A 22,470-nucleotide genomic window follows, 5' to 3' on the forward strand; every position below is an offset into this window, starting at 1 on the left:
ACCCTAAAAATCACGCTTTAAAAGGCTCTCAACCTTTAAAATCGTAAGGATATTTTGATCACGTTTGCCGATACCATAGATCATACCTTTGTCTTTTACCAAAGTCTCTGGTGGCGGATCAATCCTGTTGCGGTCTATTCTGATAGCCTCCGTCAAGCGGTCTATCACGAAGCCTGCGATATTATCCTCATCTTTCATGACGATATATCTTGTATTTGAGCTTTGCTTTGTAACATTTAGTGAAAAACGTTTTCGCAAATCAATAAGCGGAATAACGTTTCCACGCAAGTTAAAGACACCAAGAACATAGTCAGGTACGCTAGGAACACGGGTGTATTCGATAGGCTTGATTATCTCTTGGATATTTAAAATAGGTATCGCATACTCTTCCTCGCCAACAACGAAGCCTACAAGTTGGACTATATCTTCGTTGTTTTTTATCTCAGGCTCGTCAATTTGTTGTTTTTGTTTGCTTAAAACTTGGTTTAGTTTATCATTCATCGCCTAACCCCTAACCTAATTTAATATTTTTTCTAACAACGTTTTCAAGGTATTCTGACGAATATGGTTTTGTGATATATTCTGTCATACCAACCTCTACTCCGCGCAATCTATCAGTTTTAGACGTTCTTGATGTTACTGCTATTAGCGGTAAAGTGCGATACTTAGAGTATTTGCGAATTTCACCAGCTAGAGTATATCCGTCCATCCTTGGCATCTCAATATCAATGAGCACCGCATCAAATGCATGCTCGCCTGATTTAATTATATTGAGTGCTTCTACTCCGTTAGTTGCTTCTATTATTGTGACGCCGATTGGCTCAAGCGATTTTTGCATGATGGTTCTGTCCATCTTAGAGTCATCAACGATTAGAACCTTATAATCGCTTGGTTTCTCTTTTGCTTTAGTGCTATCTTCCATTTCGGCTCTAATATTTACCTTAATATCCTTTGCCATCTCCATCATAGCACCAACATCTATGATAAGAGTTACGCGACCATCGCCTCTAATAGTAGCTCCAGCGATACCTGGGATATTTTGTAGATAATCACCCATTGACTTAATAACGATCTCTTCTTGACCAACTAAAGTATCTACTATGATACCCAGTTTTGCCTCAGCAACACCGATGATAACGACGTAAGTTTGATCTCCGCCGTCAAAGACTTTATTGACACCAAAGACATCTGAAAGTCTAACAAGAGATAAGACCTCATCTCTTAGTCTTAAAACGTTTTTACCATCGATCGTGTAAATATCATCGATCGGCACGCGAACAGTCTCAAGAACGCTCGCAAGTGGTATCGCATAAAATTCCTCTTGTGTTCCGACAAGTAGTGACTGAATGATCGCAAGTGTGAGTGGAATTTTAAGCTTCATAACCGTGCCTTTTCCAACTTCACTCTCGATATCAATGATACCATTTAGTTTTTCGATATTTGTCTTAACAACGTCCATACCAACGCCACGACCAGATACGTTTGTAACCTTGGCTGCAGTTGAAAATCCTGGCTTAAATATAAGACCAAATGCCTCTTTCTCGCTCATCGCATCAGCTTCACGCTCAGTGATGATGCCTTTTTCTATCGACTTAGCTTTAAGCATATCAGCATCTAAGCCCTTACCATCATCAACTATCTCAACGACGATATGGTTGCCCTCGTTGTAAGCTTTTAGCTGAACAAGACCTTTTTCAGGTTTGCCCATTGCCTTTCTTGTCTCAGGATCTTCGATACCGTGGTCGCATGAGTTTCTGATGATATGCACTAGCGGATCGCCGATCTCTTCAACGATTGATTTATCAAGCTCAGTCTCTTCACCTGAAATTTCAAGGTCGATCTGCTTACCAAGCTCACGGCTAAGATCGCGTATCATACGTGGGAATTTATTAAAGACTTTTGCTATTGGAAGCATCCTTGTCTTCATAACAGCAAGCTGGATATCAGTCGTAACTAAGCTTAGGCTTGATACTACTTGATTTAGCTCTTCAAGAAATTTCTCGCCCTCATATCTCTCTTCTACGTCATCATAAATTTTTAGTAGGCGGTTTTTACCAAGGACAAGCTCGCCGATTAAATTCATCAAGTGATCAAGTCTTTTTACTTCAACACGTATCGTTTGCTCTTGTGCTACTGCACTGCTGCTACTAGCTGCTGGCACTTTTTTATCTGCATCTCTTTCTCTACTAGGAGCTGGCTTGGCAGCGGGTGCTGGTGCAGCGCTTGCAGCTGGAGCTATCTCTTCAGGAGATTTTGGAGCTATGCCTTTTGAAGCACGTCTTGCTTGATCTTCTGCTTTTCTAACTTTTAAAAGTCTTTCTATCTCAGCTTCGACCTCAGAGTCACTTAGTTTTGAAAGCTCAGCATCGCTTACCTCAGGGGCTGCTTCTTCAGCTGGCATGGCAGGCTCTGGCTCTTTTACTGGCTCAGGAGCTGGTGCTGCTGCTGGAGCTTCTGGGGCTACACTTGGGGCTTCACCTTCAGAAATTTGTGTCAGACTAGCGCAGATATTTTTAATATCAATGCCAGCGGCTGCGTCACTACCGTTATCTCTAATGCTCTCAAGTAGTCTTTTCATCATATCAACTGACTCAAGAACAACGTCCATGATATCTGGAGTGATCTTTAGCTCGCCTTTTCTAGCTTTGTTTAAAACATCCTCCATGTGGTGAGTAAGCTCTGTTAAAACGTCAAAATTTAAAAAGCTTGAGCTACCTTTTACTGTGTGAGCAACACGGAAAATTCTATTTAAAAGCTCCAAATCTTCAGGGTTTGCTTCTAGTTCAACAAGGTCATGGTCTATCTGCTCAATAAGTTCGAAAGCCTCTATTAAAAAGTCTTCCATTATTTCTTTCATATCATCCATACTTCACCTCATTTTGCAGATTTAGAATGTGCTTCAATCACTTTGAGCACCTCTTTGTAGAATATACCAGCATCAAATTTTGTAAGGTACATCTCCCCGCCAGCTTCTTTACTCTTTGCTTCGCTAAATTCGTTGCTTAAAGAAGAGTTAAATACAATAGGAATTTCTTTAAACCTATCATCATTTTTAATAGTTGAAGCAAAGCGGTAGCCATCCATTTGTGGCATTTCAATATCGCTTAAGATAACTCTAAGCTCTTTTGCTAAGTTATCTCCATATCTTTGATAAAGCTCTTCCATCCTCTCTAAGCCCTCAACGCCATTTTTAGCCTCAACTATACTAAGGCCCATCTTCTCAAGTGCATCTTTTACAAGCTTTCTAGCAGTTGAGCTATCATCAAGCACAAGAGCCACACCCTTGATCTTCTCGTTTTCATCAACCTCGAAATCTATCTTTGGTGAATAAATTCCTAGCTCTTCAACGATGCTTTCAAGATCAAGAATGAGAAGCACTTCGTCGTTTTCTATTCTTGTCACACCTGTGATCTTGCCCTTATCTAGAGTACCGGCTCCAGCAGCAAAATTTGCAGGCTCTATGTCTTTCCAGTTTATACGTCTGATCCTCTTGGCCTCATGGACGATAAAACCGATCAATATACCGCTAAATTCAGCGATAATAACACGTGGCTTTATGACTACACCCTCAGTTGGCTCGACGATATTCATCCATCTTGCCAAATTTATAACAGGGATAACCACACCTCTTAAATCAAAAATTCCCTCGATATACTCAGGAACGCCAGGAAGCTCGGTAAGATTTGGCATCTTAATGATCTCCCGCACCTTTGCGACATTGACTCCGTATATTCCTTCATATACTTTGTTTTCGGCCTTTTTAAAGATACGAAAATCAACAAGTTCCATCTCGTTTGAGCCCGTTTTTAGTACGTTGTCTCCAAACATCAATGTCCTTTCAAACTCATTTTGAGCAAATTCAACTTTTGCTGGGCGTATTCTACAACAAAATAACTTTGCTCGCATGCAAAACAAGGTAAATTTATATAAAATCTATCGTAAATATCAAATAGCTCACCTTGATGATAGTGTCCCTCTATCACTATACTTGCGTCAAAGCCCTGCAAATGCTTGTTCATTAGCTCCTTGAAGTTTGAAATTTTATAGTGCAAATTTTTCTTAGTAAGTTTAGCTAGTATCGCTTTTGAAATTTTAAAATCCGAAATTTTATCAAGCGCGTTCATAAATTTCAAAAACCATCTAAGCCTTAAAAACCTAAGCGCATACTTATCTATAAAAGGTAAAAATATATCGCCATGCGCGATCTGGACGTGCTCGCCACTTATAGTTCTAAATTTCACTGGCTGAGCGCTAATGTCATAGACCTTTACCCCCTCAAAGCTTAGCCTCTCGCCTTTGTCCCAAAAATCTCTAGTTTTATTAAATAAATTTGAAAGTCTAAAATCGTGGTTGCCCTCGAAATAAAAAATTTCCACCTTTTGTGAAATTTTATTTATAAGCCTTAAGTGCTCAGCGTAAAATTTTTGCGTATATTCGCCCTCGCCCGTTAAAAAATCAAATATATCGCCAAGCAAGAAAATCTGCGGTGGCTCTTTGATCTCTCCTCTATCAACGGCGCGCAAGAATTTCAAAAAGCCATCTCTATTTACATTTTCATGCGCATCAGCCAAAAAGATCGCGCCTTCTTTTATAACGGGGGCATATAGATATTCGCTCAAATTTTGCCTTAATTAAAAAATAGCAGAGCCAAAAAGCAGTTTTTAGCCCTTTGTCTCGTCTTTTTAGTCAAATTTTATAGGTTTGTAGCAGATCTTAACGATCTCAACGTCACTTCTGCCTTTTGGTAAATTTAGCGCCACCTCATCGCCCTCAGCCTTGCCTAAAAGCTGCTTTGCAAGAGGTGAGTTTATCGAGATATAGCCCTTGTCTAGATCACTTTCGCTCACACCAACTATCGTGTAAGTATGCTCTACCTCGGTCTCTTCATCCATTATCGTCACACTTGAGCCAAATCTTACCCTGTCATGCTCGTAGCTACTTGGATCGATCACCTCTGCGTTTGCTAAAAGTGCGCTTAGCTCAGCGATCCTAGCGTCTATAAAGGCTTGCTTCTCTTTTGCGGCGTGATACTCAGCGTTTTCTTTTAGATCGCCATGGCTTCTTGCGATGTCGATCTCTGTTACTATTTGTGGGCGCTGAACTAGCCTTAGATCTTTTAGCTCAGCTTCTATCTTCTCGTATCCGTGCATTGTCATTGGTTCACTCATTTTTTACTCCATATTTTTTAAAATTTTTACTACATTTTTACTGCTGCCATGCCCTAGGTAAGCCCTTAGCTCATCGCAGCCTTTTAAGAATTTTTGCCTATCGCAGCTCTTGTAGGCTCTTAGCAAATTTTCAGCCGTTGCAAACTCTTGGATAAATTCCTCATGAAGCGGCTCTTTGCCCATGAAGTCAAACATTATATTTGCTAGACCTGCGTGCTTGATCTTTACAAATTTTCTAGCGATGAAAACATCTATCGCTTTTGCCTTATATGCTAGCACAAATGGCGTACCAATGAGCGCTGCCTCAAGCGTAGCAGTGCCAGAGCAGACAAAGGCGAAGTCGCTCTCATACAAGGCTTCAGGCGTGTTTGAAACGACCTCAAAATCGCTTGTATCGCCATAAATTTCGCCCACTTTATCAAGCAAAAATGGCGGCACTACAAGCAGCCTTTTTGCTTCTATCCTTTTAGCAAGCTCTCTATAAACTGGCATCAGCCTTGAAATCTCTGACCTTCTTGATCCCGGCAAAAACGCCACTTTGCCGCTGCTACTTAGGCTAGTTTTCTTAAGCTTTATCTCATCCATCAAAGGATGGCCCACGTAGGTCGATCGGCTATAAAATTTAGAGTCAAATGGCAGGATCGAAGCTAGGTTGTCACAATACTTCTCCACAACGCTTACTCTTTTTGGCTTCCACGCCCAAACTTGAGGCAAGATATAGTATGTCACGGCTGCTTTTGCGCCGGCCTCTTTTATCGCCTTTGCAAGTGGGAGGTTAAAGGCTGGACTATCTATTAGCAGCACTGCATCAGCCTCTTTTGCCATCTGGCTCATCACTTTCATCGCCTTTTTGGCTTTAAAGATGAGTGGCAAAACCTCGACAAAGCCCATCGCTGAAAACTCGCTGCTTTTCATATATGGCGTGCCAAGCTCTTCGCTAAAAATTCCCATTAGCTCAAATTCGCCCTCAAAATTTTTTAAAATTTCTTTTAAATGCAAATTTGCCGATGGCTCAAGAGCGGAGACTAAAATTTTCATTTACACACTTTCATCAGGTCTTTTTTTGGAGGGCATTATACGCAAAAATTCTTTAAAATTTTAAGAAAGCTGTGATAAAATCCAACCCTTTAAAGGATAAAATTTGAAAGAAATTTTGATAACAAATGACGATGGATTTGAGGCGGCTGGACTACTTGCCTTAAAAGAAGCTTTAAGCGAGCTAGATGGCGTAAATGTCACGATCGTAGCTCCAAGCTCTGAAAAATCAGCCTGCGCTCACTCTTTGACACTCACAAGGCCGCTTAGATTTATAAAACTTGATGATGGCTTTTTTAAACTTGACGACGCAACGCCCAGCGACTGCGTCTATCTCGCACTTCACGCACTTTATAACAAAAAACCAGACCTAGTAATAAGCGGCATAAATCACGGGGCAAATTTGGGCGAAGATATCACCTACTCTGGCACGTGTGGAGCAGCGATGGAGGGCGTTTTACAGGGCATTAGAAGCATCGCTTTTTCACAGTTTTATGAAAACAACTCACTAAATGAACTTGGCTTTGAGCTGGCAAAAGAGGTGGTGAAATTTATCGTACCGAAAGTGCTAAATGATGAAATTTCGCTAAATCAAAGAGAATTTCTAAATGTAAATATCCCAGCTAGAACTAGCAAAAATTTCAAAGGTTATGCCGTCGTGCCAGCTGGCAGACGCACCTACGCCACGCATGCCACGCTTAATCGCAACCCAAGAGGTATCGAGTACTACTGGCTTGGAAACGCCGCACTTGAATACGAAAAAGGCGAGCCAAGCGACATCAGCAAGGTAAATGAGGGCTTTGCCACGATAACGCCCATAAAACTAAACATGACTTCATACGAGAGCTTGGAGAGCTTAAAAGGGAAATTTGATGCAAAATGATAGATTTACAAGGATAAGATGGCTCTTTGGCGAGGATGGTTTTAGCAAGCTTCAAAGCGCAAAAGTGCTAGTTTGCGGAGCTGGAGGCGTTGGTGGAATGTGCGTAGATGCGCTTGCTAGAAGCGGGGTCGGAAGCATCACGCTTATTGATAAAGACATCTTTGACGTAACAAATCAAAACCGCCAAATTTACAGCGAAAACGTAGGCGGCGTAAAGGTGGAGGAGTTTGCCAAAATTTATCCTTGCATCACGCCTATGCAGACGCTGATCACGCCTGAGTTTGTTACTGGATTTGACTTTAGTAAATTTGACGTGGTGATCGATGCGATCGATGATATAGCTGCCAAGATCGCCCTTGCAAATGCGGTAGATCCTAGCAAATTTATAGCCTCGATGGGTGGGGCAAAAAGGGTTGATCCAACCAAGATAAAGGTGGCCAGCGTTTGGAAAACATCGGTCGATCCACTTGCTAGAAAATATAGATATGAGCTCAAAAAATCAGGCTTTAGCAGTAAATTTGACGTGGTCTTTTCAACAGAAGAGCCACTTTGCAAGCCACTTGGCAGCTTCATGGGCGTGACTGCTTGCTTTGGGCTAAATTTAGCCTCACTAGCTGTTAAAAAGATAGTTGAACAGTAAACCTAAATTTACACTCCGAGCAAAATTTCAAATTAGAGCTAAAATTTTGGATAAATTGAACAGCCAGCTCTACAATACACAAATTTAACAATCCAAGATGAGCATCTAGTAAATTTTAAAATTTACAAGCGATCATAACCACATCACCAAATTTTAAACTTGCTAGAGTTTTAATTCGCATGCGGCACAATAGTGATATCGCATGCACTTTGAACGTGCGAGGGGATTGTAATATCTAAAGGGAGATAATGGAGCGACTTCGTAATTCAAAGCCTCTTCCTCTTTAACAAAGAAATAAAACTTTAAATTTCTAAAAATCTATTTTTGGCAAATTTTAAAACTTTACTCACTCGCCTTAGCAACTTACTAAATTTAGGGCTCATAGCCATTCGCCACTAAATTTAGAAGCGTGATATGCTCGCTCATAAATTTTAAAATTTGATATATAATTCTTGAGTGTTGATCTTAAAATTTGTTTGAAGTTTCTTGTGTGTTAATTTTAATCATCTAGTCTAAATTCGCATAGCCCTCTAAATTTAGAGGACTATGCTTTGTGTTTAATTTTAGTAGTTTATTTTTAGAATTTATTCTTCCTAACATCCTCAACTATAGCTTTAGCCATCTCATCTACTTCTGATGTGACTTCGTTTGCTTGGTTAGCAATTACTACGTTTTCTTTTGTTAAGTGATCTATTTGAGCAACTGATTGATTGATCATATTGATACCTTCACTTTGCTCTTTTATAGATTCACTCATCTCATTTATTGATTGAGCTAGGACATTTGTATTTGCTTCTATCTCACCTAGAGATTTTTGTGTTCTTTCAGCTAGTTTTCTAACTTCATCAGCAACAACGGCAAATCCTCTACCATGTTCTCCTGCTCTGGCTGCTTCTATTGCAGCATTAAGAGCTAGAAGGTTTGTTTGATCTGCTATATCTCTAATGATAGTTATGATGTTTTTAATTTCATCACTTTGTCTTATAACATCAGCTGTCTTTTGAGAGATGGCATTCATTGAGCTAGACATTTGCTCAACTGCAGCTGCTGATTCTTGAAGTGAGCTTGCTTGTGTGCTAGCTGAGCTTGTTACTTGAGAGACTGATTCAGCTAGAAGTTTAGCTTTTTCTTCTAGGGTTTTAGCTTTTTCTAGGTTATAGTTTAGCATTCTAGAGATTTCTGTGCCTAGAGCATTTGTTACCTTTTCTACTTCACCATTTGCGTTTTCTATCCTAGAGGTAAAGTCTGATCTTCTATAGCTATCAAATACCTTTTGGATAACATTTAGATCACTACCTACTTTTGCTTCAAGAACATCAAGCATTTTATTTAGAACGTTTTTAAGTTCTACTAGTTTTGGGTTAGCTGGGTTTTCTGTGATCCTAGCTTTTAAATTTCCTTTTTCTATCTCTTTAGCTGTTGATACTGATTGATTAACAGCAGTAGCATCTTGATTAGCAGTGTCTTGTATCTTTTTGATGTTTTCGTTGATGAGTTGTGCCATAACGCCGAATTCATCTTTAGAATTTATATATATAGGGTCTGCTTTATTTGTCTTATAGTTAAGTAGATCAAAGAAAGATAGTAGGCCTGTTTTTAGTTTGAGGATGATTTTTAGGAGATATGAAGACATTAGAAGTGAAACTATCACAGAGATGATGATCGCTGCTAAGATAACGCCGATAGCTGAGTAAAATAGCGTATGCAAATCTTTTAAAAGCACATCCTCGTCCATCTCGCCAAATAGGTACCAATCAAGGCTTGGGATATATTTTGAGCCAATTATCAAATTTCTCGTGCCATCAAAGTGACGGATGACGCCGCCATTTTTATTCATCAAAACATCAAATTTCTCTTTGCCAAGGACATCTTTTACATTTACTTTGCCGACCCTGTCGCTCTTTTCTATCTTTACGATACCGCTTGAATCAACCATTAAGAATTTACTTCCCTCGCCCATGGTTTTTGAAGTGACTAAATTTACGATGTCATCAAGGTTCATGCCTATCGCGCTTACGCCATAAAATTTGCCGTCTTTTTCAACCTTGCTATTTACATAAAGCGTTAGCGAGCCAGTAGCTTCTGAGACTTGGATGTTTAGAGAATTTATCTCTTTGCCGTTTTTAACATCAAAATACCAGCTATCGCGTGGATTGTCCTTGCTAAGCTGTTTTAAAATTTTGTCGTTTGTGTAGTAGTTTAGAGTTCTATCAGAGACAAACATCGCCGTTGAGAGGTTAAACGCCTTCATAAGGTCGGTGTTGTAGTTAAAAAGCGTTGCTAATCCGTCCTTTGGCTCGCCTTCGTCGATCCACTTGAGAAGATAGTCGTTTTTGGTCATCTGATAAGAGGTATTGATGATCTTGTCTATGGCATAGCCGATCTCACCTGCAACGTTAGAGACAGCTAGTGGTAGCTCATCTTTCACAACTTTTTCTGTATATAGGTTGCGAGCTATGTTGTAACTAATGAGGCTAACGCCGATTAGTAGCAGCACGATCACAGCTGTCAAAATAACAGAAATTTTAATCCTTAAAGACTTCATAAATCACTCCTTGATCAATATTTGCGTAATTATTCAACTTTTTATATAAAAGTAAAATTAATTTAAATAAATCTGAAATTTTGTTTTAACAATGTCACTTTATGGGGTTATAATGACACAAATTTAAATCACTCCATGCCATAAAGTGCTAAAAATTTCTAAGCAATTTTTCAAACTGCACACCATATCTTGTGCGGTTATTATCATTTAGCGTGATCTTGATGCTCTCAAGCACAAAATTTGCTGCCTTTTTGATGGCATTTTGCATGCTTTCGCCATTTATAAGCGAGCTAAAAAGCACTGAAGCGAAGATATCTCCGGTGCCACTTGTGTGAAAGGGCAAATACTCGTGAAAATACTCCGCTTTTTCTTTCGTCTTTGCGTCATATGCTATGATACCACACTCATTTTGCTTGTATCTAATGCCCTTTAAAACGATCTTTTGCGCGCCAAAACTAGCCAAGCCCTCAAGTAGCTCCAAAATGTAATCCTCGCCGTATCCATCACTTAAAAATGGTTTAGCGCACATAAAACTTGCCTCAGTTATGTTTGGCGTGATGACGTGTGCCTTTGTGCAAAGCTCTCTCATCTTTGCCACAAATTTCTCATCAAAGCCGTGATAGAGCTTGCCATTATCGCCCATGCAAGGATCCACAAGCCTTAGCAAAGAGCCGCTATCAAACTCAGCAAAGACCTTCTTAATAAGCTCGAGCTGTCTAAAACTACCTAAAAATCCAGTGTAAATTCCATCAAAGCTGATGCCCTCTTTGTGCCAAACCTGCGTTATAGCGTCAAATTCATCAGTTAGATCACGAAAAGTGAAATTTTTAAAGCCAGTGTGAGTTGAGAGCAGTGCCGTTGGCAAGATGCACGCCTCGATGCCTTGGGCGCTGATTATGGGAAGTGCGACTGTGAGCGAGCATTTGCCCACGCACGAGATGTCTTGTATAGTTAAAATTCGCTTCATCTATCATCTTAATTTATAAAATTTAACGCCGGCAACGTCAGTTTGATAAACCACACCGTCTTGCAAGAGCTTGTTTAAAATTTGCTTTGAGTGCTCTGAGAAATTTTCTTCTACATTTGCCGTAGTTTGCGGACGGCGCTCTAGCATGGCTAAAATTTCGCTCTTGCTAAATTCATACTTTTGCTCTATCTTGTGAGCCCTAGCTATGGTGACTGGCGCGCCTTTTATCTTGCTTGCAAGCTCTTCAAGCCTACTAGCATCAACGCCTTTTACATTGTAAGCTGGCGGGCGATCTATCGTGCCCACATCCACTCGGTGCGGAGCTATCTCATTTATAACCTCATTAAGCGCTATAAATTCCTCTTCTTTGTCGTTAAATCCAGCCACGACCAAAATTTCAAGCACAAGCTCGCCCTTAAATTCCTTGCGAAATTTAGCCATTGCTTTTATAAGTTCATTTACTTCTATGCGACTTTTGTTGCGGTCTATCTTTTGAAATGTGCTTTGCACGGCGCTATCTAGGCTAAATTTAACTATATCAAGCCCAAGCAGTGCTTCACAAATTTTTTGATCCCTCACGCCTGAGCCGTTGCTTAGGATGAGAGTTTTTGCCTTGCCTTTTATCTCATTTACTTTTGCCACCAACTCTTTTAAGTGCGGATAAAGAGTTGGCTCGCCATTTGCTGTAAGCGTAATGACATCGATGTTTTGATGAGCTTTTAAAGCTTCTTTTAAAGCGCTTATGATCCCATCAACGCTTGGGGGATTTTCTATCTCTTCAACCGGCTTTGCGCCCTTTAGCTCGCAATAAACGCAGTCAAAATTACATGATTTTTGCTTTGGACTTAGATCGATGCCAAGGCTCATACCAAAACGGCGCGAATTTATCGGCCCAAAGATGATAGTGCTATCTTGCACTTTTTCTTTGAACCTCTTTTATGAAATATTTTGCGTTTTCAACTGGCACATCTGGCAAAATTCCATGCCCAAGGTTGAAGATATGCGGTGCGCCTTTCATCGTGCTTAAAATTTTATCAACTCCCTCATCGATCGCCTTTTTGCTATATAGTCTTGTTGGCTCCATATTGCCCTGAAGGACGTATCTTGGACTAAGTTTTTCTTTTGCTAGCTCGATCGGCGTGCTCCAATCAACTCCAAAAACGTCAAATTTACCTGAAATTTTATCCAGATAGCCACTTATACCTTTTGGGAAAACGATGATCGGGATCTCTGGGAATTCAGCCTTGACGCTATCAACTATCTTGTTTATGTAGTTAAATCCAAACTCAAAATATGCCTGCTCTTCAAGCGCAGCCGCCCAGCTATCAAAAATTTGCACCGCATTTACGCCTGCTTTTATCTGCTCTTTGACATAAAGGATGAGCGCTTGCGTCACTTTTTCTAAAATTTGATGTAAAAATTCTGGATTTTGATAGAGCATCTTTTTGCAGACCGCATAGTTTTTGCTGCCACCACCCTCTATCATATATGTAGCTATCGTCCACGGCGCACCACAAAAGCCAATGAGCGCCTTATCTTTGGCTAAATTTTCTCTTGTAAGCTTGATCGTATCATAGACGTATGCTAAGCCTTTAACCGATCTTTCGATACTAAGCGCATCAAGTGCGGCCTCATCACGCAAAGGCTTTGTAAAAACTGGTCCCTCGCCCTTTTCAAAGCGCAGATCCATGCCCATTTCAAGAGGCACGACAAGGATATCGCTAAACAAAATCGCCGCATCAACGCCAAGGATTTCAACTGGCTGAAGCGTGACCTCGCTAGCCTTTTTATAATCTTTACAAAGTGATAAAAAGTCCCCTGCTTTAGCTCTTACAGCCATATACTCTGGCAGATATCTGCCAGCTTGGCGCATCATCCAAACAGGCGTATATGGGGTCGGTTTTTTAAGGCAAGCGTCTATGAAAATCATCAAATTTCCTTTAAATTTTTAAATGGATATTATCCAAAAATAGCTAAAGAAAAGATGTAGGAGAAATTTTAAGCGTAAAAACGCTTAAAATTTTAGTGTTCGCCCTTGTGAAGGAAGTAAAGTCCAAGGCAAAGTGCGAGGATAGAAGCCGCAAGATAGGCCATCTCAAGCGGAGTTGTGAAGTTTGCATGAAGCACTCTTTGGAAGAAATTTACGATTAAAACCATGACGATCACTTTGCCAAGCTTGTCTTTTAGCTCATCAAGTGAATGCACTTCAAGCACCTTGCTCTGCTTTGACTGCTTTAGCTGCGTGATCTCTGAGATAAAAAGCTCGTAAATTCCGAAGCTAAATATATAAAGAACAAGCGCCATCAAGTATAGATCGATCGCTCCAACTATCTCACCAACGACCTCTGAATGGAAATTTTCAACGTGAAAATCCGCAGCAAAGAAATATTTATAAACCTCTAAAAGCACCTTGCCGACATCATAACTTGCGATGATGAAAAGCACGATCGCACCTAAAAGTCCAAAGACCACTGGGAAAAGCGTGAAACTGTTGCTTGCAAGCAAAATTCTCTCGAATATTTTACGCAATAAAAACCCTTTTTATGAAATTTAAAAAGGGGGTATTTTATAGTTTTTTCCTTAAAATTTAGGTGCAAAATCGCAATTAATTTTAATGCAAACTACTCTTGCATCATGGTCCATTTTTGTGCGATCCTCACGGCATTTGTCGCAGCTCCCACACGGATCTGATTGACACTGCATCTTAATTACGACTTATTTAAATTTTAGTGGCTAGCATGTAGAAATTTAGTGGCGAGATTTCATTGTGATTTTTGTTTATTTGACTTCAAAGCTAGGCTCACCACAAGCAGGATTTTAAGTCTTTTGGGCTAGAAATTTAACCCAAAAGATAAATATCAATCACCCAAAATGGATAAATTTAGCAGGCTAACGCTCTAGCCTGCAATGGTTACTAAAACAGGCTATTTACGCTTTCGTTGTGATAAACACGGCGTATCACTTCGCCAAAGAGTGAAGCTGTGCTTAGCACTTTTATACAAGGGAGTTCTTCTTTTAATGGGATCGTATCAGTCACCACTAGCTCGTCTAAAAAGCCAAGTTTTAGCCTATCATAGGCTGGCCCGCTAAGCACTGGGTGCGTGCAAAACGCCATTACGCTAGTTGCGCCACGCTCTTTGAAAATTTCAGCTGCTTTCACGATGGTGCCAGCAGTATCGATCATATCATCAACCAAGATCACATCTTTGCCTTTAACATCGCCGATCACGTTCATCACTTCGCTCTCGTTTGCTTTCTCACGGCGTTTATCAACGATGACCATATCTAATAAATTTAGATTTTTTGCCAAGGCTCTAGCACGAGCCACACCGCCTACATCTGGGCTTGCGACGACTGGGTTTGGTAAATTTTTAGCTTTTACGTAGTCGTTAAAAACGATACTACCATAAAGGTTATCTACTGGGATATCGAAAAATCCTTGAATTTGTCCTGCATGAAGGTCCATAGTAACGACCCTGTCGATGCCTGCTGTTTGCATCATATTTGCCACAAGTTTTGCAGTGATAGGCACTCTAGGAGCTGCTTTTCTGTCTTGTCTAGCGTAGCCAAAATACGGCACTATCGCTGTTATAGAGCTTGCGCTGCTGCGTTTTAAAGCGTCAGTTAAGATAAGAAGCTCCATTAAATTTATATTTGCTGGGGCACATGTTGGCTGGATGACAAAAACATCTTTCCCACGCACGCTTTCGCCGATTTGCACACTGATCTCACCATCGCTAAATCTTTTAATGCTAGCTTCACTGAGTGGAAGCGACAAATATTGCGAAATTTTCTTCGAAAGCTCGATGTTTGCGGTGCCTGAGAAAATTTTATAGCCTCTCATAATAGTAACCTTTTTTAGTGATTTTTATGTTGTGATTTTATCAAAATGAGCTTTAAATTTAAATTTATTTACCCACTATTTTTAGTCAAATTTTCTACTCCAAAAGCCAAAATTTACACCAAATTTTTAAACCATTTTACATTTGTAAATTTATGAGGACTAAGATAACAAACATGTTTAAGATATGTAGAATTTACGACTTTATTAAAAGCGACGACGAGAAATTTAAAGGTGTCTTTATCGATAGACTTTATCCTAGAGGCGTGAAAAAAGAGATATTTTCTAGCTTCATCTGGCTAAAATCAGTCACTCCGTCAAACGAGCTAAGGTCATGGTTTCATGAAGATAAAGAGGCTAGGTTTGATGAGTTTTGCAAAAGATTTAGACAAGAGCTAAATGGCAAAGAGGAGCAAGAGGGTCTAAAAGAGCTTAAAAAGCTAGAAAAAGAGTATAAAAACGTGGCACTTCTGACCGCTGTCAAAGAGCCAGAATTTAGCCACGTAAAGGTGATAAAAGAGGCGCTTAGTTCTTTATAAAGCCACTTGCGATGACGCGATCACCCTCATACATCACGCAAAGCTGACCTTGAGCTACGCCAAGTGCGTTTTGATTTAGCGTTAGCTTTGCGGTTTTGTTAGCTTTATCAACCTCAACAAAAGCCTCAAGTTTAGGGCTTCTATATCTTATCTTTGTTTCGCACTCAAATTTATCTTCATCGATAAATAAATTTACATTTTCAAGCTCAACCACCTTTTGAGCAAGGTCGTCCTTCGTGCCGACAACGATCTCATTTTTTTCGGCATTTATCTTGATGACAAAGTGTGGCTCATGAGCGCCAAACACCTCAAAGCCACGGCGTTTGCCGATAGTGTAATGCATGTAGCCTTGGTGGCGACCGATGATATTGCCGTCTTTATCTACCACATTGCCTGGTAAATTTGTGTTGTAGTGCTTGTTTAAAACCTCTATGTAGGTATTTTCCACAAAGCAAATTTCACTGCTTTCTGCCTGAGTAGCGAACTCTTCAAGCACTTTTACGCCTCTTGCTAGCTCTTTTATATCTTTTTTAAATTTATCTCCAAGTGGGAAAATGACATCTTTTAGCACCTCTTTTGGCACCTGAGCTAAAAAGTAGCTTTGATCCTTGCTAGGATCTTTGGCGCAGGTTATAAAACTATCAACCACCTGCACGTAGTGCCCAGTAGCAAGCTTCTCGCAGCCATTTGCCTTTGCAAAGTCAAGTAGCGCACCAAGCTTTATAAATTTATTACACAAGGCACAAGGATTGGGCGTTTTACCCTCTTTGTAGAGCCTGACAAATGGATCATAGACATATTCGTTAAATTTATCCTGCAGATCGAGGACATGCACCTTGATGCCAAGATATTCGCCCACTTTTTTGACTTTTCTGATGTTTTCTTCGTGGTATCCTGGCTTTTGATGAAGCATCATGTAGCAGCCTTGCACCTTGTGTCCAGCCTCTTGCAGAAATTTAGCCGTCATCGTGCTATCTACGCCGCCGCTCATTGCAACCATTATTTTCATATTTTTACCTTTTTTAAATTTAAAGGCGATATTTTATATCTTATTTTTAAATAGCCAAAATTTCGCTTACAATAAGCTCCAGATCATCGGTGATTTTATATAAATTTAGATCTTCTTCGTTTATCGTTTTTTGAGGGATCAGCGTCTTTCGTATAAACTCATCAAGCCCTTGCCAAAACTCGCATCCATAAAGAAAAATTTTCACTTTTTTGCTGCCAACATGAGCAAGTACCAAAATTTCAAATAGCTCATCAAGCGTGCCAAAGCCACCAGGGAAGACGACAAATGCGATAGAGCTATCAGTTAGGGCAAATTTTCTTGGGCTTAAATTTGAAAAGAGATATTTTGCGGTGACGTATGGATTTGTGTTTTGCTCAAATGGAAGCCTCACGTTTAGTGCGACACTAGGGGACTTTGCGCTGTCAAATGCACCCTTGTTTGCCGCTCTCATTATGCCGTCCCCACCGCCAGTTAAGATAGCAAAACCTAGCTCATTTAGCTTGTAAGCTAGCTCGTATGCCTTTTTGCAGTAGAAATTTTCTTCATCAAATCTAGCTGAGCCAAAGAAGGTTACATTTTTGTTTTTATACTTTAAAACGCTTGGAAATTTTAAGAGATCATTTACTAATTCATTCATTATTTTAACTGCTGAAGCCTCTCGCGTTTTGAGCCTATCTGTGTGATCTGTATGCCAAAGTTACCATCTATTATGACAACTTCACCAAGTGCTATCACCTTATCTCCTATCAAAATTTCAAGCGGGTCGTTTGCGAGTTGATTTAGCTCGATGACTGAGCCTATATCCATAGTGAGCACATCTTTTAAGAGCATCCTTTTTGAGCCGATACGAACGCGCATTGGTAGCCTTACGTCCATGATAAGGCCGATATTTCTCATCTCTTCTGCGCTAAATTCGCCCTTTAGTGCATGGGGAGCAGCTGCAGCTTTTGCGCCATCTGCTGGCTCGCTTTTAGCAGGCTCGAAAAATCTCATAAGCGTGTGATCGCAGACAAAAGCCACATGCTCATTTATATCCTCGATCTTTATGTTAAACAAAAAAAGCTTTTCAAAAACGCTAAAATCAAGCGATGAGTTTTCATCTAAGAAATTTACATTTATCACCTCAAAGCTGATCTTTGGCATGCCTTTTTGTGCTCCAAGAGAGGTGCTAAAGGCGCTAAAGAGGTTTGAAAATATCTCTTTTGCAGCGTCAAGCTCGTCACTACCGAGGTTTTCATTCTTTGAAATTTCCTCTTCGCCCATCATCCACTCGCTAACTGCGCTTATGAGCACTGGCGTGCAGGCGATCTCAGCTTTTGCATTGATGTCGCCACTTAATGTCACGCTAGCCATGACAACTGGCGGTTTTATGCCATTTTGTGCTGGCGCGTCAAATTCATTTCTCTCGCCGATCTCTGGCGCTCTACCAGTTAGCCCTTCGATCGTCGCTTTTAACTCATTTGAAAAGATGTTAAAAAATTCATTCGTCATTATCTTCGCTCTCTTCTTCGTTGTTGTGTTCGTTGGCCTCGTCGTATGCCATTAGTTTTGCTTTTCGCTCTTCTTCGTATTTTTCTAGGATGTGCTTGATCTCGTCTTTGTCAGAGCGGATTAGCTGCTCGATCTTGATAGACTTTCTAAATCTATGAAGCCCAACTTCAGCCAAAAATACCTCTTTTTTATCGATACAAACGATCGCTTTATCGTCAGCACCTCTATCAAGCCTTAAGATATCGCCCTCTTTTAAATTTAAAAACTCATTTACGCTTACTATTGACTTCCCCAATATCGCTTCATAAAGTACCTCAGCACGGCCTATTAGCGTTTTTAGCTCTTTGTTTCTACTCTTTTTAGCGCTCGTTTCACCAAGCATGATGTCCCTGTTTGCAAGGCGCGATAGGATCGGCTCTAGGTAGATGACTGGATAGCATAAATTTATCATACCGCTTGAGCCACCGACGATGATCTCCATAACGACCATGATGACGATCTCGTTTTGCGAGACGATCTGCACGACGTTTGGACTGCTCTCTTTTGCCTCGACGTTTGGATACATATCAGTTATCATCGACCAGCTCTCTTTTAGGCGCTGCATGATCATCCTAAGCACCGCATCGAGTAAATTTACCTCGATGTCAGTTAATTCTCTGTTTGCCTCGAAATTTTCGCCAGTTCCGCCAAGCAAGCGGTCTATCATAGGAAATGCTATGCTTGGGTTTATCTCTAAGATACAGTTTCCATCAAGTGGTTTTATCGAAAAGACGTTAAAGCTCGTTGGACTTGGCAAACTCATCAAAAACTCGCCGTATGTCATCTGATCGACGCTGTGAAGCCTAAGCTCGACGATACTTCTCATAACACTTGAGATTTGACTAGCTAAATTTCTAGCAAGCTTGTCGTGGATACCTTTTATCGCACGAAGCTGCTCTTTACTAACGCGGTTTGGGCGCTTGAAGTCATAGATAATGATCTGCTTTTGCTCGCCTTGTTGGCTCTCTTCTATCTCGATATTGCTCGTATCGCCGTCTTCATCGACGACTTCAAGTAGCGCATCTATCTCTTCTTGACTTAAAATATCAGCCATTAAACCCCCAAGCTTCGTCTGATACGATCAAGCAAACGTTTATGAATTTGCGAAATTCTGCTCTCGCTGATGTTCATTATCTGGCTTATCTCTTTTAAATTTAACTCTTCGTAGTAGTAAAGCTGAACTATCATCTGGTCGCGCTCGTCAAAGTCTTTTAGCGCACTTTCGATCTTTAAGATAAGATCCTCTTTTTCTACGCTTTTTTCAACATCGCTTTGACCGATTAGCTCCATTTGCTCGTCTATTGGCAAAATGGTGATGATGCCACTAACTCCCCTTGCCTCTCTTATCTTTTCGATATCTTCATTTAGCTTTTCAGCCAGATACTCGTCGCTTGGCTCTTCTTCGTGTGTGTTAAAGTAGTTATCTATCTCAGTATTTATGCTCTTTACTAGCTTTCTGTCGCTTCTACTAACAACATCAAGCGCTCTAAGGTAGTCAAGCATCGAGCCATAAATTCTCTTTTTGCCATATCCCCAAAATGAGTCGTTTTGCTCTTTGTCATACTTCCTGCTAAGCTTTATCATCTCCTCAACGCCAACGCTTATAAGATCATTTACGTCGATGCTTGAAGGCAAGCGCTCCTTTAGTCTAAACGCCATTGCACGCAGAGCTGGCATGTATTTTAAGACGATCTCGTCTTGCTCTTTTTTAATGGTGCTTTTATAAGCGTTAAGCTGCTTTTGCTTTAGTTCGTACATTTTGCTTACCAGAGTCTAAATTTTCTGTGGTTACTTTTAGCATGATGTTTTCCATCCGTTTTTCCCTAACGTTTAGCTCGGAGATGAGATAGTCCGCGATCTCCTCATGTCTTTGCTTGTCAAAAAATTTCTTCAAAGTCCTTTTTACATCGACGTAGTTCATTATTACGATGTGAATTATAAGGTAAAAAAATAAAGTAATAACTAGCGTATAAACGAGCATTTCGATAGGCTCGCTCACCTTTAGCAATGTAAAAACTATGCCTATGAAAAATCCACAAACCGTAAAAAATGCTATAAAATTTTCTGCACGCAAAGCTCAATCTCCATTAAAATTGTTCTATCAAACGCTTAAAGAAGCCCCCAAAGCTCCTGCTTTGCTCATCTTTAAGCACTTTTCGTTCCAACCTATAAAGCAAATTCGAAGCAATCTGCTTGATCTGCACGCTAGCAGAGCCGTAAGCTTCGTCATCTGTAAAGAGCGTCCTTTGCTTTATGCTCCTTGCCACGCTCTTATCAGAAGCCACGTAGCCAATTAGCTCTAAATTTAAGCTTGGCCCGATATTTGCATTTGCCACTCGCTTTACATTTTCATAAATTCTAGTGGCCTCAGCCTCGTTTTTTACCATATTTAAAAGCAAGAGCTCGCTATTTTTAAACCTTGAGACGATCTTTATGACCGCGTACGCGTCGGTTATCGCCGCAGGGTCAGGCACAGTTACCACGACAACCTCATCAGCTGCTTCTAAAAAGAGCTGCGTACTGCCGCCTATGCCAGCTCCGGTGTCTATTATCAAAAAGTCAAGCCCATCAAGCTCGCTAGCCTCATCTAAAAATCTCTCAAATAAAAATTGATTGTTAAATTTCAAAATTTCATCACCGCTTTCGCCGGGGATAAGGATCAAATTCTTATTTATAGGTATCAAGATATCTTTTAGACTGCACTCGCCTTTTAGCACATGAAGCAGGTTTTTGCCCATTTTAACGTTTAAGATAACATCAAGGTTTGCAAGGCCGATATCAGCGTCAAAAAGCCCTACTTTATAGCCATTTTGCGACAAGACATTTGCCAAATTTGCACTTATCGTGCTCTTGCCAACGCCGCCTTTGCCGCTTGTAATCGCTATAAAATGCGTATTTTTAGCCTTATTTTGAGACTGAACTAAATTTTGTAGTTTTTGCGCTTGGTTATTCATCGCTAGCCTTTTGCTTTGTAAAGCCGTCAAACACGCACTCTACTAGAAATTCGCTCTTTGCCTCCACAAGATCATCAGGCACCTCTTGACCCACGCTAAAGTAGCTAACTGGCGTATTTGTCTCATATATCAGCGAAAAGACGTTGCCAAAAATTTTAGTCTCGTCAAATTTGGTGATTATTAAAGTGTCGATCTCCAAAAATGAAAATCCATTATAAATTTCTATTAGATCCTCGACCTTTGAGCCAGCTGAGAGGACTAAATTTACATCGATTTTTGCACCGCTATGCTTTAAAAATTTATCAAGTCTTTCAAGCTTTTCTTTGTCGTACTGCGAATTTCCAGTGGTGTCGATTAGTATCACGTCGCAGTAGCTAAGCTGCTTTATAGCGTTTTGAAAGTCCTCGACCTCGATGACATCAAGGATCGGTAACTTCATCATCTTAGCGTACTGAAATAGCTGCTCGACCGCTCCGATACGGTACGTATCAAGCGTGATGATGCCCGTTTTATAGCGCTTTTCGTTGCCGTATGCAAAACGAGCCGCGAGCTTTGCAAGAGTCGTCGTTTTGCCAACTCCAGTTGGGCCAACTAGCATCATTATGCGCTGTTTTTTATCGTTTAGCTCTTTTCTGCAAGGCAGCATATTTCGCAAAAGTGAGTAAAAGTACCTTTTTACCGCGGTTGGGTTGCTTTTCATAGAGACTGGCAAATTTTCAAGCGTCGTTTGCATGATCGCCTCTAAATGCTCCTCTTTCATGCCGCTTTGTTTTGCGAGCTTGTAGATGCTAGCAAACTCTGGCGGGATCGAGAGATTGTTGCGATTTGGTGCTTTTTCGTCCCAGATCATGTCAGTTATCAGCCCTATTTTCTCGCTAAGCACGCTTACTTGCTTTGCTACGTCGTCTATTTTTTTATTCATGCCATTTGTATTTGGTTCTTTTATCTCGTTCATATCGACATTTGCGATCGCACTTATCTCTTTTGCAACGTCTGAGATGTTTAAAAGCACGCTCTCATTTGGATCGTAAGGCTCAGGCGACGTCGTCTTTGTCTCAAATTTAGCAGGCTCCTCTTTTATCTCAAATTTTGGCTTTGGTGGCTCGTAGTTTTTGCTAAATTTAGAGTAGGCATTTTCATAGTTTATGGCTTTTACATTTGGCTTTGGCGGCTGCTTTACCTCGTCCTCTTCAACGCTTACTAAAATTTCATAAAGCGGCTTTTTGTTTATCGTTTTGGCTTGAATTTGCTTTGTGGTGACGAGTATGGCCTTCTCGCCGCACGCTTCTTGAGCCTTTTTCAAAGCCTCGATGGTGCTCTCACCTGTAAAAGTATGAAATTTTGTAGCCATTTATATCC

Annotated in this window: 23 protein-coding genes and 1 pseudogene; 3 read left to right on the top strand and 21 right to left on the bottom strand. The window is 40.4% G+C overall.

The window, feature by feature from the left end; genetic code table 11:
* Nucleotides 1-3: 3 nt before the first annotated feature.
* From G6W41_RS00620 to lpxB, 6 genes are all read right to left on the bottom strand, one after another.
* Nucleotides 4-501 (bottom strand): chemotaxis protein CheW, encoded by a 498-nt coding sequence (locus G6W41_RS00620; protein WP_021087872.1) that lies wholly within the window; start codon nt 499-501, stop codon nt 4-6.
* Between the two features lie 10 nt (nt 502-511).
* Nucleotides 512-2,866: a hybrid sensor histidine kinase/response regulator gene (locus G6W41_RS00625; RefSeq protein WP_194170281.1), complete on the bottom strand. Its 2,355-nt coding sequence runs from the start codon at nt 2,864-2,866 to the stop codon at nt 512-514.
* 8 nt (nt 2,867-2,874) lie between these two features.
* A complete protein-coding gene (locus tag G6W41_RS00630; protein WP_021087860.1) occupies nt 2,875-3,828 on the bottom strand; it encodes a chemotaxis protein in 954 nt (317 codons plus the stop codon).
* Nucleotides 3,828-4,619 (bottom strand): UDP-2,3-diacylglucosamine diphosphatase, encoded by a 792-nt coding sequence (locus tag G6W41_RS00635; RefSeq protein WP_194170282.1) that lies wholly within the window; start codon nt 4,617-4,619, stop codon nt 3,828-3,830. The genes G6W41_RS00630 and G6W41_RS00635 overlap by 1 nt, the downstream gene beginning before the upstream one ends.
* Before the next feature lie 63 nt (nt 4,620-4,682).
* Nucleotides 4,683-5,168, bottom strand: coding sequence for a transcription elongation factor GreA (gene greA / locus G6W41_RS00640; protein WP_012001423.1), 486 nt, complete (start codon nt 5,166-5,168; stop codon nt 4,683-4,685).
* Between the two features lie 3 nt (nt 5,169-5,171).
* Nucleotides 5,172-6,206 carry a lipid-A-disaccharide synthase gene (gene lpxB, locus G6W41_RS00645; RefSeq protein WP_194170283.1) on the bottom strand — a complete coding sequence of 345 codons (1,035 nt, stop codon included), beginning with the start codon at nt 6,204-6,206 and terminating at the stop codon, nt 5,172-5,174.
* Nucleotides 6,207-6,309: 103 nt separating this feature from the next.
* Here lpxB and surE point away from each other — a divergent pair, with 103 nt between their 5' ends.
* Entirely contained in the window at nt 6,310-7,086 is a 777-nt protein-coding gene (surE, locus tag G6W41_RS00650; protein WP_194170284.1) for a 5'/3'-nucleotidase SurE, read from the top strand.
* Nucleotides 7,076-7,726 carry a tRNA threonylcarbamoyladenosine dehydratase gene (locus G6W41_RS00655; RefSeq protein ID WP_194170285.1) on the top strand — a complete coding sequence of 217 codons (651 nt, stop codon included), beginning with the start codon at nt 7,076-7,078 and terminating at the stop codon, nt 7,724-7,726. The genes surE and G6W41_RS00655 overlap by 11 nt, the downstream gene beginning before the upstream one ends.
* 577 nt (nt 7,727-8,303) lie before the next feature.
* On the opposite strand, the gene G6W41_RS10405 is transcribed toward G6W41_RS00655, so the two are convergent.
* The 7 genes and pseudogenes from G6W41_RS10405 to G6W41_RS00685 form a co-directional block, all read right to left on the bottom strand.
* Nucleotides 8,304-9,461 (bottom strand): methyl-accepting chemotaxis protein, encoded by a 1,158-nt coding sequence (locus G6W41_RS10405; RefSeq protein ID WP_430733009.1) that lies wholly within the window; start codon nt 9,459-9,461, stop codon nt 8,304-8,306.
* 15 nt (nt 9,462-9,476) lie between these two features.
* A pseudogene (locus tag G6W41_RS10410) lies at nt 9,477-10,271 on the bottom strand (cache domain-containing protein); the annotation flags it as partial.
* Nucleotides 10,272-10,419: 148 nt separating this feature from the next.
* Nucleotides 10,420-11,238: a pyridoxamine kinase gene (locus G6W41_RS00665; RefSeq protein WP_194170286.1), complete on the bottom strand. Its 819-nt coding sequence runs from the start codon at nt 11,236-11,238 to the stop codon at nt 10,420-10,422.
* 3 nt (nt 11,239-11,241) lie between these two features.
* Nucleotides 11,242-12,156, bottom strand: coding sequence for a radical SAM protein (locus G6W41_RS00670; RefSeq protein WP_194170287.1), 915 nt, complete (start codon nt 12,154-12,156; stop codon nt 11,242-11,244).
* Nucleotides 12,146-13,168 carry a uroporphyrinogen decarboxylase gene (hemE, locus tag G6W41_RS00675; protein ID WP_103585241.1) on the bottom strand — a complete coding sequence of 341 codons (1,023 nt, stop codon included), beginning with the start codon at nt 13,166-13,168 and terminating at the stop codon, nt 12,146-12,148. Before hemE ends, G6W41_RS00670 begins: the two co-directional genes overlap by 11 nt.
* A 92-nt stretch (nt 13,169-13,260) precedes the next feature.
* On the bottom strand, nt 13,261-13,767 hold the full coding sequence (locus G6W41_RS00680; protein WP_103596252.1) for a YqhA family protein: 507 nt from the start codon (nt 13,765-13,767) through the stop codon (nt 13,261-13,263).
* Between the two features lie 385 nt (nt 13,768-14,152).
* The gene (locus G6W41_RS00685; protein WP_021084389.1) at nt 14,153-15,082 is read right to left on the bottom strand and encodes a ribose-phosphate pyrophosphokinase; all 930 of its coding nucleotides are present in this window, start codon (nt 15,080-15,082) and stop codon (nt 14,153-14,155) included.
* A 173-nt stretch (nt 15,083-15,255) separates the two neighbouring features.
* On the opposite strand from G6W41_RS00685, the gene G6W41_RS00690 reads away from it, so the two are divergent.
* Nucleotides 15,256-15,618 carry a DUF488 domain-containing protein gene (locus tag G6W41_RS00690; RefSeq protein WP_004317578.1) on the top strand — a complete coding sequence of 121 codons (363 nt, stop codon included), beginning with the start codon at nt 15,256-15,258 and terminating at the stop codon, nt 15,616-15,618.
* Here the strand turns inward: G6W41_RS00690 and mnmA are convergent.
* The 8 genes from mnmA to flhF are packed head-to-tail and all read right to left on the bottom strand — an operon-like array spanning nt 15,605 to nt 22,462.
* Complete coding sequence (gene mnmA / locus G6W41_RS00695; protein ID WP_346010871.1) at nt 15,605-16,657, bottom strand: tRNA 2-thiouridine(34) synthase MnmA; 1,053 nt, start codon at nt 16,655-16,657, stop codon at nt 15,605-15,607. The two genes, G6W41_RS00690 and mnmA, sit on opposite strands and share 14 nt — an antisense overlap.
* Before the next feature lie 16 nt (nt 16,658-16,673).
* Nucleotides 16,674-17,264: a TIGR00730 family Rossman fold protein gene (locus tag G6W41_RS00700; protein WP_012140113.1), complete on the bottom strand. Its 591-nt coding sequence runs from the start codon at nt 17,262-17,264 to the stop codon at nt 16,674-16,676.
* A complete protein-coding gene (fliY, locus tag G6W41_RS00705) occupies nt 17,264-18,118 on the bottom strand; it encodes a flagellar motor switch protein FliY (protein ID WP_107946071.1) in 855 nt (284 codons plus the stop codon). Before fliY ends, G6W41_RS00700 begins: the two co-directional genes overlap by 1 nt.
* A complete protein-coding gene (fliM, locus tag G6W41_RS00710; RefSeq protein WP_194170289.1) occupies nt 18,108-19,211 on the bottom strand; it encodes a flagellar motor switch protein FliM in 1,104 nt (367 codons plus the stop codon). The genes fliY and fliM overlap by 11 nt, the downstream gene beginning before the upstream one ends.
* Nucleotides 19,211-19,915, bottom strand: coding sequence for an RNA polymerase sigma factor FliA (locus tag G6W41_RS00715; RefSeq protein WP_194170290.1), 705 nt, complete (start codon nt 19,913-19,915; stop codon nt 19,211-19,213). The genes fliM and G6W41_RS00715 overlap by 1 nt, the downstream gene beginning before the upstream one ends.
* Complete coding sequence (locus G6W41_RS00720; protein ID WP_012140116.1) at nt 19,887-20,231, bottom strand: hypothetical protein; 345 nt, start codon at nt 20,229-20,231, stop codon at nt 19,887-19,889. Before G6W41_RS00720 ends, G6W41_RS00715 begins: the two co-directional genes overlap by 29 nt.
* 13 nt (nt 20,232-20,244) lie before the next feature.
* Nucleotides 20,245-21,111, bottom strand: a complete 867-nt coding sequence (locus G6W41_RS00725) for a P-loop NTPase (protein WP_103630623.1) — start codon at nt 21,109-21,111, stop codon at nt 20,245-20,247.
* Nucleotides 21,104-22,462, bottom strand: a complete 1,359-nt coding sequence (gene flhF, locus G6W41_RS00730; RefSeq protein WP_194170291.1) for a flagellar biosynthesis protein FlhF — start codon at nt 22,460-22,462, stop codon at nt 21,104-21,106. Before flhF ends, G6W41_RS00725 begins: the two co-directional genes overlap by 8 nt.
* Nucleotides 22,463-22,470: the final 8 nt, after the last annotated feature.

Source organism: Campylobacter concisus (assembly GCF_015230035.1).
Classification (GTDB): Bacteria; Campylobacterota; Campylobacteria; order Campylobacterales; family Campylobacteraceae; genus Campylobacter_A; species Campylobacter_A concisus_BK.